We start from the raw sequence: 13,272 nt of genomic DNA, 5'->3' as shown, positions 1-13,272 counted from the left end.
GTGGAAGTTTTTTTGAACTTTGATATAATATTCCTTGTAAAGAAAGAGAAAGACATACGATGACACGAAAAATTGCCTTATTATCCGATGTACATGGGAATAGCACAGCCTTGGAAGCAGTACTGGCGGATGCGGAAAGCCAGCAAGTGACAGATTATTGGTTTTTGGGGGACTTGCTCCTGCCAGGAACTGGTCGCAGAAATATCTTAGATAGGATGGAGCAGCTGTCTATTAGCCTCCAGGTCAGAGGGAATTGGGAAGACAGTCTCTGGCATGCCCTGCACCAAAAGTTAGACTTGACACGTCCCAGCCATCTCTACCTGACCCGGCTCTGTCATTTTGTCCTAGAAGAAATCCGTCCAGAAGAGATTGACCGCATGCAAGAACTTCCTCTGCAAATCTTGACAGAAGTAGAGGGATTGAAGATTGCGGTCAGCCACCATCTGCCAGATAAGAATTGGGGGCGGGAGCTGATTCATATTGGCGAGCAGAGCAATTTCGACCGCCTTTTTGAAGGAAACGACTGCGCTGTCGCTGTTTATGGTCATATTCACCAGCAGTTTCTCCGCTACGGGACCAATGGACAGCTGATTATTAATCCTGGCTCTATTGGTCAGCCGTTCTTTCTAGATTCAGCTTTGCGTCAGGACTTGCGAGCCCAGTATGCCATTTTAGAGATAGATGAGACTGGTCTGGCTGATGTCGACCTTCGGCGCGTGGCCTACGATGTGGAGCAGGAGCTGCGATTGGCTCGGGAGCTCCACTTGCCTTACTATGAGATTTATCGGGAGAGCTTGGTCAATGGTATCCACCATACCCATAACCACGACCTGCTGCGGGAAATCAGTGAGCGGGAAGGCTATGCAGATGAGATTGCAGCTTTCTTAAAGTCCAGTCGTAACTCTTGAAGTTACACCATTTTTGAGATATAATAGTGAGAGAAGATGATGAGGGAGGAGAGAAAATGCAGATTTCTAGCCGTTTTACCATTGCCACTCATATGCTGATTGTACTGGCTTTGGAGGGAAAAAAACGAAAACTGACAAGTGATATTCTTGCTGGAAGTGTCGGCGTCAATCCAGTTATTATCCGCAAGACCCTGTCCCAGCTCAAGAATGCCGGGATGATTACCATTGCTCGTGGGACTGGAGGAGCAGAGATTGCCAAAGATTTGAAAGACATTAGCCTGTTGGACGTCTATAGCGCGGTTGAGTGTCTAGGCAAGAGCGGCCAGCTCTTTAGTTTTCATGATAAGCCCAATCCAGACTGTCCTATCGGCAAGAACATTCACAATGTCTTAGATGACCGATTGGCGGCTATTCAGGCAGCCATGGAAGCTGAATTAGCTCAGACCAGCCTTGACGAAGTTGTCGCAGCAACCGAAAAAGAAATTAAAGAACAATCTGTTTCCTAGTGAGCAGATTGTTTTTTTGTTAAGAATTTTGCGAGATGTAATAATTGACATTACATTAAGATGTGCTATACCAATAGATGTAATAGAAATAATTACAATATGACTAAGTCTTCGGAGCAAATGGAGATGTGGAAATCTATATCAAGGAACCTATCTCTGTTTTGGAGAAATAAAAAAAGATTGAGCAGACGGACTGCTGACATTTAAAATTTAAGAGGAGAGCAAAAAACATGATTTTTGAATATCAAAGCAAGATTTATCTAGGAGAGGTGGCACTTTATGTGGCTGACCTAGCAAGACAAAGGGATTTTTATCAGCGTGTTTTAGGGCTGGAGCTTTTGGAAGAGCAGGACGGACAGGTGGCTTTGGGTAGGGACGGACAAGCGCTGGTGAAACTCTTAGCAACCAGTGACCGTCAGACCGTCAAGTCTGCTTACGGTCTTTATCATCTGGCGCTTTTGCTTCTAAGCCGCCAAGCTTTGGCGGATATCCTTAAGCATTTATCAGAAAATAAAGTTCCTATGGTTGGAGGGGCGAACCACGGTTATAGTGAAGCCATTTATCTGGAGGATCCGGAAGGCAACGGCATTGAGCTTTATCGGGACAAGCCTCAGGCTGATTGGGATATTCGGGAAGATGGCCGCATTGTCGGAGTGACGGAAGCGCTCGCGGCTCAAGAAATCTATGAACTAGGTCAGGAAGTCCAACCGTTTAGTATTGCCGAAGGCACTCGTATGGGGCATGTCCATCTGTCTGTGAAAAATAGCAGAGCAGCCAGTCATTTTTACCAAAAGCTTCTAAGCTTGGAGGACAAATTTTCTGTACCTTCTGCAAGTTGGCTAGCATCAGGTAACTACCATCATCATTTAGCAGTTAATGAATGGGGAGGTTCTCACTTGAATCATCGCCAACCCAAGCAACTGGGACTAGCCTATTTTGAAGTGCAAGTAGAAGGGAAAGAAGACCTAGTAGCTATTTATGAAAATGCTCTGGATTTGCAGGCGCCAGTCCGATGGATTAGCTCCCAAGAGCTAGAAGTCACAGACCCAGATGGAATTGTGGCTAAATTTAAGACAAGAGTGGTATAATAAGGCATATCAAGAAGTTAAAAGAAAGAAAAAAATATGTACAAGACTTATTATGCATCACCGATTGGTCGGATTCTCATCTTGACAGACGCAAATGCCTTGCTGGGACTTTGGCTTGAGGATCAGAAATATTTTGGAGCAGGCTATGATCTGGAGCAAGCACAGCAGGAGGAGACAGAAGTTAGCCAGCATGTTGCTGCTTGGCTGGATGCTTATTTCAAGGGAGAAAATCCCGCGACAGATGAAATTCCATTGGCACCTCAAGTGACTGAGTTTAGAAGCAAGGTTCTGACAGTGCTGCGGAAGATTCCCTATGGGCAAACGGCTACTTATTCAGACATTCTAAGAGAATTACAAGCCGAGTACGGTAAGATTGGTTCTGCTAGAGCAGTCGGTGGTGCCATCGGCCATAATCCCATTTCCCTTCTGATTCCCTGCCACCGGATTGTCGGAAGCGACGGTAAGCTGACCGGCTATGCCGGCGGCCTTGATAAAAAATCCTTCCTACTGGAGTTGGAGTCGGGGGAGAAGACTGAATAAATCTTTCTACTCAAGACTTTTACCATTTTACTGATGAGAGTCTTTTGCCTGCATTAATAAACTAAAAATCCCCTTTGTCACTTACAGCAGCTGACAAAGGGGTTTTTCATTAGTCGATATGCCATTGTGTGGCCAGCCAGTCGGCAAAGGCGGTATAGCGCTCTTTGATGGCTTCATGATGTCCATAAGGATCAAAGACGGAGCACGTGGTAAGGATTTCTTTCTGAATCAAGCGATGAATTTCTTCAGCATAGAAAGGAGCCTTGGAAAGTCGGTTCGAATGATTCGCACCTTCTGTCTTTCCATTCTGCAAATAAACCAGACAGTCCTTGTTTTTCAAGTCCTGTGTCCGGCAATAGTCGGTAAAACCTGGGTACCAAAAGGAACCGCAGATAGAAAAGACACAAGGAATCTCGCAGACGCTATAGAGACTGTAAATAGCCGCTAATCCACCGAGAGAGTAGCCACCATAGGCAATTCTCTTATCATCCAGTAGGTAGAGCTGTCTGATTTCTGCTAATATACCTCTGAAAAGCTTTTGGTGATAGCTATCTGCTCTGCCGCCAAAATCAGGATTGCCAGGTTTTAGAGCATTGGCTTTCCAGGGTGTAAAATCGTCCAGCCTGTTGTTGGATATCAGTCCGATCAAGATTACCGATGAGGAAAGCCTGCTTAGGTAGTTTATCTGGCCATCATTTAGCAAGATTGCTGGATAAGGTCGTGATCCGTCATACTCTTGGGGCAGAGCAATATTGACTGTGATCCCCTCCCAGACAAAGGTCTTATTTATTGACAAAGTCATTGATTTTCTCGAGTGAGTCGATTACAGCAGGACCATAATCCATGAACTCATCATAGGAGATGGTCATAATCTTCTGATTTTTGACCGCTGGGACATCTTCCAGAACGGGATTAGCTTTCATTAGATCAACTGCTTGTTCATCCATGGCCTTGTTGCGGTCGCTGGTTACGTAGATGATGACTTCTGGATCCATAGAGACTAGATTTTCCAAGGTTAGGTCAGAGGTTCCAGTCGCTACATTGGTATAGCCGAGCTGGTTAAGCAGGCTCTCCTGCAGGGCTGACTTATAGGCACCGAAAGTCTCATCGTTGTAGGCACACATGATGAGCGCTTTTTTCTTTTCGCCTTGGCTAGCTTTATTGGTCTTCTTAACACTGTCAATTCTTGCCTGCAGCTGGTCAGCATACTGATTGGCCTTGTCCTGAACATTAAAGATGTTTCCTATGTTCTTGACATCTTCAACGATATTGCCTAGGTCTTGCTTGGTATTAGACAGGGAAGCCTTCTGTGTGTAGACAGGGATTTTGTTTTCATTCCAGGCACTGACTGTCCCCAGAGACTTCTCAGAAAACATCATGTTTCGCCCAAGAAGAGCATCTGGCTCATAGGATAGCACAGTTTCCTGTGACACGGTTTTCTTGTCGCCGACTTGCGGAATGGTGGCAATATCAGCCTTGTATTTATCTGTGACATCGTTGTCTGGATTGAGCATACCTGCGATCTTGTCTTTCAATCCTAGTTCAATCAAGATTTCGGTCGTCGAAAGGTTGTTGGTGATGACCTTTTCCGGTGCCTTTTCAAATACCTGATCAATCTCCTTGCCTTCGGCATCGTAAGTTTTGATTGTCACTGGATATTTTGTCTCTGCTGTGCTCTTTTTCGCGCTTTCTGTTTTGGAGGAAGATTGTGAAGTTGCGCTTTCTTTCGTACTTTCCTTAGAGGAAGAATTGCAGGCTGCCATTGTCAGTGCAGCAGTTGCGACGAGTAAGATACTGAGTGTTTTTTTCATATTGCCTTCCTTTCTTGGGCTTGGAGCTTGTATAGATAAAGCTGAGAGCAGGCTCTTATAGATACTGAATCATGGCCTGCCGATCCTTGGTCCAGATTACTTTGCTCTGAATACCGTAAACGGCTTGCAGTGAATCATGGGTGATGGCCTCCTTTGGAGCGCCTTGGTATGCAATCTCACCTCCCTTCATGAGGTACAAATAGTCTGAATACCGACAAGCCAGTTGGATATCGTGTAAAACAGCCAAAACATTGATGTTGAGGTTTTTGACGATACGCAGCATATCCAGCTGGTATTTGATGTCCAGATGATTGGTCGGCTCGTCTAGGAGCAGTAGGCTTGGCTGCTGGGCCAAAGCGCGTGCCAGCAGGACTCTTTGCTTCTCACCACCAGACAGGGATAGATAGGTTCGCTCTCCCTTGTCTAGCATGTCCACCTGTCTCAAGGCATGACGGACAAGGGCGTAGTCTTTTTCGCTCTCTTTTTGAAAAAGGGACAGATGGGGCGTCCTGCCCAGCATGACGATTTCTTGGACAGTGCAGTCAAACTGAAGATGGTTAAACTGAGTTACAACGGCTATTTTCTGGGCTGCTTTTTTTATGCTGACCTGTTCAAGTGGCCTTCCGTTTAGATAAATGTCCCCGCTGTCAGGTTTGATTTGGCGGTAGATGGTTTTGAGCAGACTAGTTTTGCCGCTTCCGTTGGGCCCTAAAATGGTGTGAAACTGATTTCCCTCGACCTTGAGCGAAATCCCTTTTAAAATCTCTTTTGGGCCAATAGAATAGTGGATATCTTGGCAAGTTAGATCCATATCAGCTGCTTACCTCCTTTCGGCTTTTGGCTACAATGTAGATAAAGAAGGGGGCACCGACCAAAGCGGTGAAGATCCCAATCGGCAGCTCGGCATTTTTGACCAAAATTCGAGCCAAAACATCTGCCCAGACAAGAAAGAGAGAGCCGAGCAGGGTAGCGATAGGAAAGAGCCTTTTGTAGTTGGTACCAACTAATCTGCGAGCAATGTGCGGAGTGATTAGTCCGACAAAGCCGATAATACCACAGCAGGCAACCAGCACCGCAGTCATGACTGCGACAACTGTGATATAGAGGAACCAGTAAAAACGCAGAGGTACCCCTAATGTTAAAGCTGCTTCGTCCCCCATCATCATAGTATTGAAAATACGATACTGGGAACAGAAAAACAAAAAGGAGAGAACAACAACAAGAGCTGGCAAGGTAAGATCTGACCAAGAAGTTCCGGCCAGCGAGCCCATGGTCCAGAACTTGATCGTCATAAGGCTGTCAGCATTAGCACCGACAGAAATGATAAAGTTGGAAAAGGCGATAAAAAGGGCATTTACAACTGTTCCTGATAAAATCAGACTGCTTGTCGTCATTTTTCCCTGTATGGATGCGATAAAAAGGACCACTGCCGATGCCAGAATGGCTCCTATAAAGGCACCTGTGCCAGTAATGGATTTGAGCCCTAAGATAATGCTCAGTGTGGCTCCGAAGGTTGCACCCGCTGAAATTCCTAGGATATAAGGCTCTGCGATGGGATTATTGACAGTAGATTGCATGACGCTGCCACAGACAGAAAGGCCAGCACCAGCTAGGATTCCCAAAAGCACTCTTGGAACCCGCATGTTCCAAACAATTGCGATTGTAGACGGAGATAGTTTGCCTATGCCGAGGTAAAAACCAAGCTTGCTGAAAATAATCTGGTAAGTATCTTGTATGTCAATAGTGACAGATCCCAAAGATACAGCTAAAAAGAGGGAGAAAGCCAGAAAAATGATGAGAAGCAAGAGTAGGCAGACATAGCGAGAAAATCCGTGATTTTCTGACCTTTTGAAGAGCATCCAGACCTCCTTAACAGCAAAGATTAGAATTTTTAGACAATTTCATAAAAAATTATAACATTTTTAAATCAGAAGGGCAAGAAGGGATAAAAACCTATGATATGACAAGGTTTAATGACGCTTTATCTTTTCAGTGATGAAATCATCTTGCTAGTGTAAAAACTGGTTAGAGCGGAGTAATTGAGTTCTTCGGAATGTCTCTGACAGACGACGTCATTGGAGGAAAAGCTGGTGCCCTTTAATGACTTATTATAAATACCAGGAAACAAGAAAAAACGACAGAAACATTTCTATCGTTTTTAGAAATTATAAATGCGTAAGGACTGAGACAGCTATAACAATGTCCAACAATGATAGCTTAAAGAACCAGAAGTCCTTTGCCAAGTCCAATAATCATTCAAGACATAATATAAGATTATAAAATTCTATTCAAAATACAACAAGTCCTTGCTAGTCTCGGTGAAGAGTTCAAAACCATTCTTAGTGACATGGCCGCAGTCTTCGATGCGGACACCGACCTTGCCAGGGATGTAAATACCAGGCTCAACAGAGAAGCACATGCCTTCTTCGATGACCATGTCGTTGCCCTCCATGATGGATGGGAATTCGTGAACATCCATACCGATACCATGGCCGAGACGGTGGTTGAAATACTCACCATAGCCAGCTTTTTCGATGACTTGCCGAGAGGCACGGTCTACTTCATGAGCTGTGACACCTGGCTTGATAAAGTTAAGAGCAGCTTGCTGGGCTTCCAATGTCAGATGGTAGATATCTTTTTTGAACTGGTCAGGCTGGCCAACAGCAACAGTCCGCGTCATATCGCTGGCGTAGCCATTGACCATACAGCCGAGGTCAAAGAGCAGGAGGGCGTTATTTTCGACTTTATTGGCACCGGGAATGCCGTGCGGATTGGCTGCATTATTTCCCGTCAGCACCATGGTTTCAAAGCTCATCTCATAGCCTTCGCGCTTGATGGCAAAGTCAATCTGAGCGATGATATCTGTTTCAGTATTGTCCAGTGAGATATTGTCAAAACCGATATTGACAGCCTTGTCAGCATATTGCCCAGCTACCAGCATTTTCTGGATTTCGTCGGCTGATTTGATCAAGCGCAAGCGGTTGACGTAAGGAGTCAGGTTGGCAAATTCTGCACTATCAAAGACAGTTTTCAATCCATGGTATTTGGTCAAAATCAAGTTATCAAACTCAAGAGCGACAGTCTTGAAGGAGTGAGCCGGCAAGGCAGCTTTAATCTTCTGCCAAGGATTTTCAGAGTCCATATAACCAAGAACTGAAAAGGGGACAGCTCCTGAGGCACGCTCAACCTCTAGAGCAGGCACGAAGAGCAGGGGCTCATGGTCAGGATAGACAAACAAAAACATCTGCCGCTCATGCGGGTCGCTATAAAAACCAGTCAGATAATTGATAGTGACTGGATCAGACAGAACAGCAGCATCTAGCTTCTCATTCTCGAGATAGTGGGTGATTTGTTGGATTTTTGTCATGGTCACAACCTTCTTTCTATGCCTCTATTTTGGCAAAAAATGTCAAAAAAAGCAAGACTTTTCAAAAACTTATCAAAATACTTGAAAGTGTTTACAAGAAGTGATAAAATGGTGAATGTAGGAAAGTGAAAACGATATTTTCAATAGAAGAAAGGAAACTATATGAACACAGACGACACAGTAACCATTTATGATGTCGCCCGTGAAGCGGGAGTTTCGATGGCGACAGTCAGTCGGGTAGTGAATGGAAACAAGAACGTCAAAGAAAACACACGTAAAAAAGTTTTAGAGGTCATTGATCGTCTTGACTATCGTCCAAATGCAGTAGCACGTGGACTAGCCAGCAAGAAGACTACAACCGTCGGCGTTGTCATTCCAAATATTACCAATAGCTATTTCTCAACCTTGGCAAAAGGGATTGATGATATTGCCGAAATGTATAAATACAACATTGTCTTGGCTAACAGTGATGAGGACGATGATAAGGAAGTATCCGTTGTCAATACTCTCTTTTCTAAACAGGTGGATGGCATTATTTTCATGGGCTATCATCTGACAGAGAAAATTCGCTCAGAGTTTTCACGTTCGCGCACACCGGTCGTTTTGGCGGGTACTGTCGATGTGGAGCATCAGCTTCCGAGCGTTAATATTGACTACAAACAAGCAACGGTTGATGCTGTAGAATTACTGGCTAAGCGCAATAAGAAAATTGCCTTTGTCAGCGGACCTCTTGTAGATGATATCAACGGGAAAATCCGTCTATCAGGCTATAAAGATGGCTTGAAGAACAAGAAACTTTCTTACAGCGAAGGCTTGGTTTTTGAATCAAAATATTCTTATGATGATGGCTACCACTTGGCAGAACGTGTTATTGCTTCCAAAGCAACAGCAGCTTTTGTCACAGGAGATGAACTGGCAGCAGGCCTCTTAAATGGTCTGTCTGATCAAGGCATCAAGGTTCCAGAAGATTTTGAAATCATTACCAGTGATGATTCGCAAGTAGCTCGTTTCACTCGTCCTAACCTTTCCACAATCGGTCAGCCCCTCTATGACATCGGCGCTATCAGTATGCGCATGCTGACTAAGATTATGCATAAGGAAGAATTGGAAGAACGCGAAGTTCTCCTGGCTCACAGCATTAGCGAGCGTAAATCAACTCGGAAATAAGCGGTGAGATAGAAGCTTTATTATCAAGTCTTCTGAGCTTGAAAAGCGACAAAGGAGACCAAGCAAACTACTGCTTTAAGAGAGTTTCATGATTATGAAGCGAGGCAGAGGTACTATACCTCAGCTTTTTTGTGTTTCCGTTCAGTTAGAACGTTTTTCTAAGCTTTATCAGGCTTTGGATGGATTTTTTACCTCATTTGCCCTTGTGGTTTTCCTTTTTATTTTATTTTAGGTATAATAGGAAGTATGAAAGTATTACTGTATCTTGAAGGAAAGTCCGTTTTGGAGAAATCAGGAATCGGCCGAGCCCTCCAGCATCAGATGCATGCCTTGGATTTGGCTGGGATTCCTTATACGACGGACGTTTTAGGAGATTATGATGTGGTCCACATCAATACCTATGGTCCCCGTAGCTTGCTTCTCCTCCATGCTGCCAAAAGGGGCAATAAAAAAGTGATTATGCATGGGCATTCGACCAAGGAGGACTTTGAAAATTCCTTTATTGGTTCCAATCTTTTCGCCCCGCTCTTTGGTAAATATCTGACGCACATGTATAAAAAGGCGGATTTTATTATCACGCCTTCAGAGTATTCTAAGCAGCTTATCCAGTCTTATGGTGTCACTACACCCATGGTAGCTGTGTCAAACGGTATTGACCTGCCTAAGTATAAGAAAGATGCTCGCAAGGAAGAAGTTTTTAAAAAGTATTTTAAGATTAAAGAGGGGCAGAAGGTGGTCGTCTGTGCTGGACTTTATTTCCGCCGCAAGGGGATTGAGGATTTTGTAGAGGTTGCCCGCAGGATGCCTGATGTACGCTTTATCTGGCTGGGCTCTATCAATCTCTGGCTGATTCCGCGCAAGATTCGTCGTCTGGTTCTCTTTGACCACCCTGATAATGTCGAATTCCCTGGTTATTTTAAGGGAGCGGTATTTCAGGGAGCCATGTCTGGAGCGGATGCCTTCTTTTTCCCGTCCTATGAGGAAACTGAAGGAATTGTTGTCCTGGAAGCCTTGGCCAGTGAGCAGAATGTTGTGCTGCGTGATATCCCGGTCTACCAGGGTTGGGTGGATGAGCATTCAGCTGAGCTCTGCAACAATGTAGATGAGTTTGTCCAGTCACTGAGAAATATCTTAGACAAAAAGGTGGACAAGCGTGAAGCAGGCTATCAGGTGGCTAGAAGCCGGTCCATTGACGATGTCTCAGGTCAGTTAGTTGAGGCTTATCAAACAGTTTTGGAGATGTAAGATGCGTATTGGTCTTTTTACAGATACCTATTTTCCTCAGGTCTCTGGGGTTGCTACCAGTATTCGGACTTTGAAGACGGAGCTGGAAAAACTAGGTCACACGGTATTTATTTTTACGACGACGGACAAGGATGTCAATCGTTATGAGGATTGGCAGATTATTCGGATTCCCAGCGTACCTTTCTTTGCCTTTAAGGACCGAAGAGTGGCTTACCGAGGCTTTTCTCATGCCTTAGAAATTGCCCGTCAGTACCAGCTGGATATTATCCATACCCAGACTGAGTTTTCACTAGGGCTGCTGGGGATTTGGATTGCTAAAGAGCTGCGGATTCCGGTAGTACATACCTACCATACCCAGTATGAGGATTATGTGCACTATATTGCCAAGGGAATGGTCATCCGTCCTAGCATGGTTAAGTACATCGTCCGTGGCTTCATGAGTGACTTGGATGGGGTTATCTGCCCTAGTGAGATTGTTTATGACCTTTTGGTTAATTATAAAATCGAAGCAGAAAAACGAGTAATTCCGACAGGGATTGAGCTGGCGAAGTTTGAGCGGCCAGAAATTTCGCGTGAGGATATTAAGAAGCTTCGTTTCAAGCTAGGAATAGCTGAAGATGAGATTATGCTGCTCAGTCTGTCCCGTATTTCTTATGAAAAGAATATCCAGGCTATCGTTGAGGCGATGCCTGCCATCCTTGAAGAAAATGACAAAGTCAAGCTAGTCATTGTCGGCGACGGTCCCTATGCCGAAGACTTGAAAGAACTGGTTGCCAAGCTTCAGATTGAAGAAGCTGTCATCTTTACGGGGATGATTGCTCCTAGTGATACTGCCCTTTACTATAAAGCTGCGGATTTCTTTATCTCTGCCTCAACCAGTGAGACTCAAGGTCTGACTTATCTGGAAAGCTTAGCCAGCGGCACACCGATTATTGCTCATGGCAATCCTTATCTAGATAATGTTATCAGTGACAAGATTTTTGGGACCCTTTATTACCAAGAGAGAGATTTATCAGGCGCTATTTTAGAGGCAATTATTGCGACACCTGATATGGATGAGCAGAAGTTAGCAGACAAGCTCTATGAGATTTCAGCGGAGAATTCTGGTCGCAGAGTCTATGAGTTTTATCTGGATTTGACCATTTCCAAGGACTTCCATAACGAGCTTAGCCCAGAGGAAAGTGCTGCCAAGCGTCTGGCCAAGACAGTGGCCTATCTGCCTGGCAAGGTCATTTCTCTACCAATCAACGGCTCCGTTCGTATCCTTAAAGCTTCGACTAAGCAAGTGAAAAAAATCAGGAATATTACTAAGTTATTAGAATAGAAACATGCCTTGCATCATTGTGGCAATAGCTGTTTATGCAAGGTTTTGTATAGAATAGAGGAGAAATCTTATGAAAAAATATCTCAAACAGCTGCCGTGGCTGCTTTTGTTCTATGGCATTTTCATTGCTTCAGATTGGATTTGGCAAGAGCTTTGGAGATATCTTATAGACAATACAGAAAGTGTAGAAAGTGTTTTGAACTGGCTTTCTAATCTTAATTTATTTTATTATGCTTTGCTGCTTCCTTTGATTGGCGCAGTGATTGTTTATATAAATACTCGGATGCAAGGTTTTTCACTGCCCTTTCTTCTTTTGATTCCAGGTGTTCAGTATTATTACCTATTCAAAAACTTTTTTGACGGACTTTTTTACTCAGGAGATAAGATTTATAATCCAATCACTTCCACGCTTTACAATGCTAGGGATATTCATGTCTTGTTATTTCTTTCTTTGGGAGGAATGCTGTTGGCAGAGCAACACCGTAAAAAACGTCAAGCAGCCACTTTGAGTCAAGAGGCTCTCAATCGTTTTTCTGGTTTTGATGGCCAATAGCCCTTGCAAATTTCTCCAATCGTGCTATAATGTTTTCTAGAGACAAATCACCTGCAGGAAATCTTTTAGAGAGCGCGTGGAGCTGGAAATCGCGTAGAGGATGCAGTTGGGACTACTCTATTAGCTTTTATGAAAACATAAAACGGTGGCTACGTTAGAGCCGATTCGAGGTGTAAGTCTTTTGACTTGCATAAATGAAGGTGGAACCACGTTGCGACGTCCTTTTATGGATGTCGTTTTTTTGTTTTCATTTATCTTTTGTTACTTTTTGATTGGCGAGAGATGGCTTTTACTTTGCTACAATATTATAAAAAATAAAATGAATAAAGGAGCTCTGTATGGGATTCAAATTTGAAGAAATTAAGGCTTTTTTAATGAAGCATGGCTTAGATTCGAACATAGCTGAGTCGCTGCATGCGGTCTATGGAACTCAGCGCTTGGGAGGCACTGCAAATGCCTACTTTTTAATTGTTTTTACCGAGACAGGAATCTACATTATTTCTATTACCCCTATGGGGAAATTAGGAGAGGTTGTAGGAGAATTTTCAGCAGAAGAAATCCAAGCTTATCAATTTAAGAAGCGCCTGTTTATGGGATATAAACTTAAGTTTTCGATGAATGATAAACAGAGTTTTGAATTTAATGTTAATAAGGTAATGATTGGTGCAGGCTGGCATAAAACTGAGCTACAAAAAATCCTAGAAATAAACTATTACAATAAAAGAATAGATTCTTAAAATATTTGGATAATAAATAAGGAGAA

At 43.7% G+C, this 13,272-nt stretch carries 15 protein-coding genes; 10 read left to right on the top strand and 5 right to left on the bottom strand.

Annotation, left to right across the window (positions count from 1 at the left end):
- Window positions 1-59 precede the first annotated feature (59 nt).
- The 4 genes from SSV_RS07385 to SSV_RS07370 all read left to right on the top strand — a co-directional run bounded on the left by SSV_RS07385 (window position 60) and on the right by SSV_RS07370 (window position 3,042).
- On the top strand, window positions 60-908 hold the full coding sequence (locus SSV_RS07385) for a metallophosphoesterase family protein (RefSeq protein WP_072074294.1): 849 nt from the start codon (window positions 60-62) through the stop codon (window positions 906-908).
- A gap of 56 nt (window positions 909-964) precedes the next feature.
- On the top strand, window positions 965-1,414 hold the full coding sequence (locus SSV_RS07380; RefSeq protein ID WP_072074293.1) for an Rrf2 family transcriptional regulator: 450 nt from the start codon (window positions 965-967) through the stop codon (window positions 1,412-1,414).
- A 230-nt stretch (window positions 1,415-1,644) separates the two neighbouring features.
- Window positions 1,645-2,502, top strand: a complete 858-nt coding sequence (locus SSV_RS07375; protein ID WP_072074292.1) for a VOC family protein — start codon at window positions 1,645-1,647, stop codon at window positions 2,500-2,502.
- A 36-nt stretch (window positions 2,503-2,538) separates the two neighbouring features.
- Complete coding sequence (locus SSV_RS07370) at window positions 2,539-3,042, top strand: methylated-DNA--[protein]-cysteine S-methyltransferase (protein WP_072074291.1); 504 nt, start codon at window positions 2,539-2,541, stop codon at window positions 3,040-3,042.
- 109 nt (window positions 3,043-3,151) lie between these two features.
- Here SSV_RS07370 and SSV_RS07365 read toward each other — a convergent pair whose 3' ends face one another.
- The 5 genes from SSV_RS07365 to SSV_RS07345 all read right to left on the bottom strand — a co-directional run bounded on the left by SSV_RS07365 (window position 3,152) and on the right by SSV_RS07345 (window position 8,220).
- Window positions 3,152-3,844 (bottom strand): alpha/beta hydrolase-fold protein, encoded by a 693-nt coding sequence (locus SSV_RS07365; RefSeq protein ID WP_072074290.1) that lies wholly within the window; start codon window positions 3,842-3,844, stop codon window positions 3,152-3,154.
- Window positions 3,825-4,853 (bottom strand): ABC transporter substrate-binding protein, encoded by a 1,029-nt coding sequence (locus SSV_RS07360; RefSeq protein ID WP_072074289.1) that lies wholly within the window; start codon window positions 4,851-4,853, stop codon window positions 3,825-3,827. The genes SSV_RS07365 and SSV_RS07360 overlap by 20 nt, the downstream gene beginning before the upstream one ends.
- Before the next feature lie 55 nt (window positions 4,854-4,908).
- Complete coding sequence (locus tag SSV_RS07355) at window positions 4,909-5,664, bottom strand: ABC transporter ATP-binding protein (RefSeq protein ID WP_072074288.1); 756 nt, start codon at window positions 5,662-5,664, stop codon at window positions 4,909-4,911.
- 1 nt (window position 5,665) lies between these two features.
- Window positions 5,666-6,712 carry a FecCD family ABC transporter permease gene (locus SSV_RS07350; RefSeq protein WP_072074287.1) on the bottom strand — a complete coding sequence of 349 codons (1,047 nt, stop codon included), beginning with the start codon at window positions 6,710-6,712 and terminating at the stop codon, window positions 5,666-5,668.
- 425 nt (window positions 6,713-7,137) lie between these two features.
- Window positions 7,138-8,220, bottom strand: a complete 1,083-nt coding sequence (locus SSV_RS07345) for a M24 family metallopeptidase (RefSeq protein WP_072074286.1) — start codon at window positions 8,218-8,220, stop codon at window positions 7,138-7,140.
- A gap of 162 nt (window positions 8,221-8,382) precedes the next feature.
- On the opposite strand from SSV_RS07345, the gene ccpA reads away from it, so the two are divergent.
- The 6 genes from ccpA (at window position 8,383) to SSV_RS07315 (ending at window position 13,246) form a co-directional block, all read left to right on the top strand.
- Window positions 8,383-9,387 (top strand): catabolite control protein A, encoded by a 1,005-nt coding sequence (gene ccpA / locus SSV_RS07340; protein ID WP_002894913.1) that lies wholly within the window; start codon window positions 8,383-8,385, stop codon window positions 9,385-9,387.
- 88 nt (window positions 9,388-9,475) lie between these two features.
- On the top strand, window positions 9,476-9,619 hold the full coding sequence (locus SSV_RS12105; RefSeq protein ID WP_176693586.1) for a hypothetical protein: 144 nt from the start codon (window positions 9,476-9,478) through the stop codon (window positions 9,617-9,619).
- A gap of 14 nt (window positions 9,620-9,633) precedes the next feature.
- Complete coding sequence (locus tag SSV_RS07335) at window positions 9,634-10,632, top strand: LTA glycolipid anchor biosynthesis glycosyltransferase, IagA/BgsA family (protein WP_072074285.1); 999 nt, start codon at window positions 9,634-9,636, stop codon at window positions 10,630-10,632.
- A gap of 1 nt (window position 10,633) precedes the next feature.
- Complete coding sequence (locus SSV_RS07330; protein ID WP_072074284.1) at window positions 10,634-11,956, top strand: glycosyltransferase family 4 protein; 1,323 nt, start codon at window positions 10,634-10,636, stop codon at window positions 11,954-11,956.
- Between the two features lie 70 nt (window positions 11,957-12,026).
- A complete protein-coding gene (locus SSV_RS07325) occupies window positions 12,027-12,509 on the top strand; it encodes a hypothetical protein (protein WP_072074283.1) in 483 nt (160 codons plus the stop codon).
- Between the two features lie 338 nt (window positions 12,510-12,847).
- A complete protein-coding gene (locus SSV_RS07315; RefSeq protein WP_072074281.1) occupies window positions 12,848-13,246 on the top strand; it encodes a hypothetical protein in 399 nt (132 codons plus the stop codon).
- The last annotated feature ends 26 nt before the right edge of the window (window positions 13,247-13,272 follow it).

The organism is Streptococcus sanguinis, from assembly GCF_001078705.1.
Lineage (GTDB): Bacteria > Bacillota > Bacilli > Lactobacillales > Streptococcaceae > Streptococcus > Streptococcus sanguinis_D.
The sequence above is the reverse complement of the archived record's forward strand: the minus strand, read 5'-3'. Positions and strand labels throughout refer to the sequence as shown.

Coding starts and splice junctions, on each gene's coding strand:
- SSV_RS07365 (WP_072074290.1), bottom strand. CDS start 3,844: ATGACTTTGTCAATAAATAAGACCTTTGTCTGGGAGGGGATCACAGTC.
- SSV_RS07385 (WP_072074294.1), top strand. CDS start 60: ATGACACGAAAAATTGCCTTATTATCCGATGTACATGGGAATAGCACA.
- SSV_RS07355 (WP_072074288.1), bottom strand. CDS start 5,664: ATGGATCTAACTTGCCAAGATATCCACTATTCTATTGGCCCAAAAGAG.
- SSV_RS07380 (WP_072074293.1), top strand. CDS start 965: ATGCAGATTTCTAGCCGTTTTACCATTGCCACTCATATGCTGATTGTA.
- SSV_RS07315 (WP_072074281.1), top strand. CDS start 12,848: ATGGGATTCAAATTTGAAGAAATTAAGGCTTTTTTAATGAAGCATGGC.
- SSV_RS07375 (WP_072074292.1), top strand. CDS start 1,645: ATGATTTTTGAATATCAAAGCAAGATTTATCTAGGAGAGGTGGCACTT.
- SSV_RS07370 (WP_072074291.1), top strand. CDS start 2,539: ATGTACAAGACTTATTATGCATCACCGATTGGTCGGATTCTCATCTTG.
- SSV_RS07345 (WP_072074286.1), bottom strand. CDS start 8,220: ATGACAAAAATCCAACAAATCACCCACTATCTCGAGAATGAGAAGCTA.
- SSV_RS07335 (WP_072074285.1), top strand. CDS start 9,634: ATGAAAGTATTACTGTATCTTGAAGGAAAGTCCGTTTTGGAGAAATCA.
- SSV_RS07325 (WP_072074283.1), top strand. CDS start 12,027: ATGAAAAAATATCTCAAACAGCTGCCGTGGCTGCTTTTGTTCTATGGC.
- SSV_RS12105 (WP_176693586.1), top strand. CDS start 9,476: ATGATTATGAAGCGAGGCAGAGGTACTATACCTCAGCTTTTTTGTGTT.
- SSV_RS07330 (WP_072074284.1), top strand. CDS start 10,634: ATGCGTATTGGTCTTTTTACAGATACCTATTTTCCTCAGGTCTCTGGG.
- SSV_RS07350 (WP_072074287.1), bottom strand. CDS start 6,712: ATGCTCTTCAAAAGGTCAGAAAATCACGGATTTTCTCGCTATGTCTGC.
- SSV_RS07360 (WP_072074289.1), bottom strand. CDS start 4,853: ATGAAAAAAACACTCAGTATCTTACTCGTCGCAACTGCTGCACTGACA.
- ccpA (WP_002894913.1), top strand. CDS start 8,383: ATGAACACAGACGACACAGTAACCATTTATGATGTCGCCCGTGAAGCG.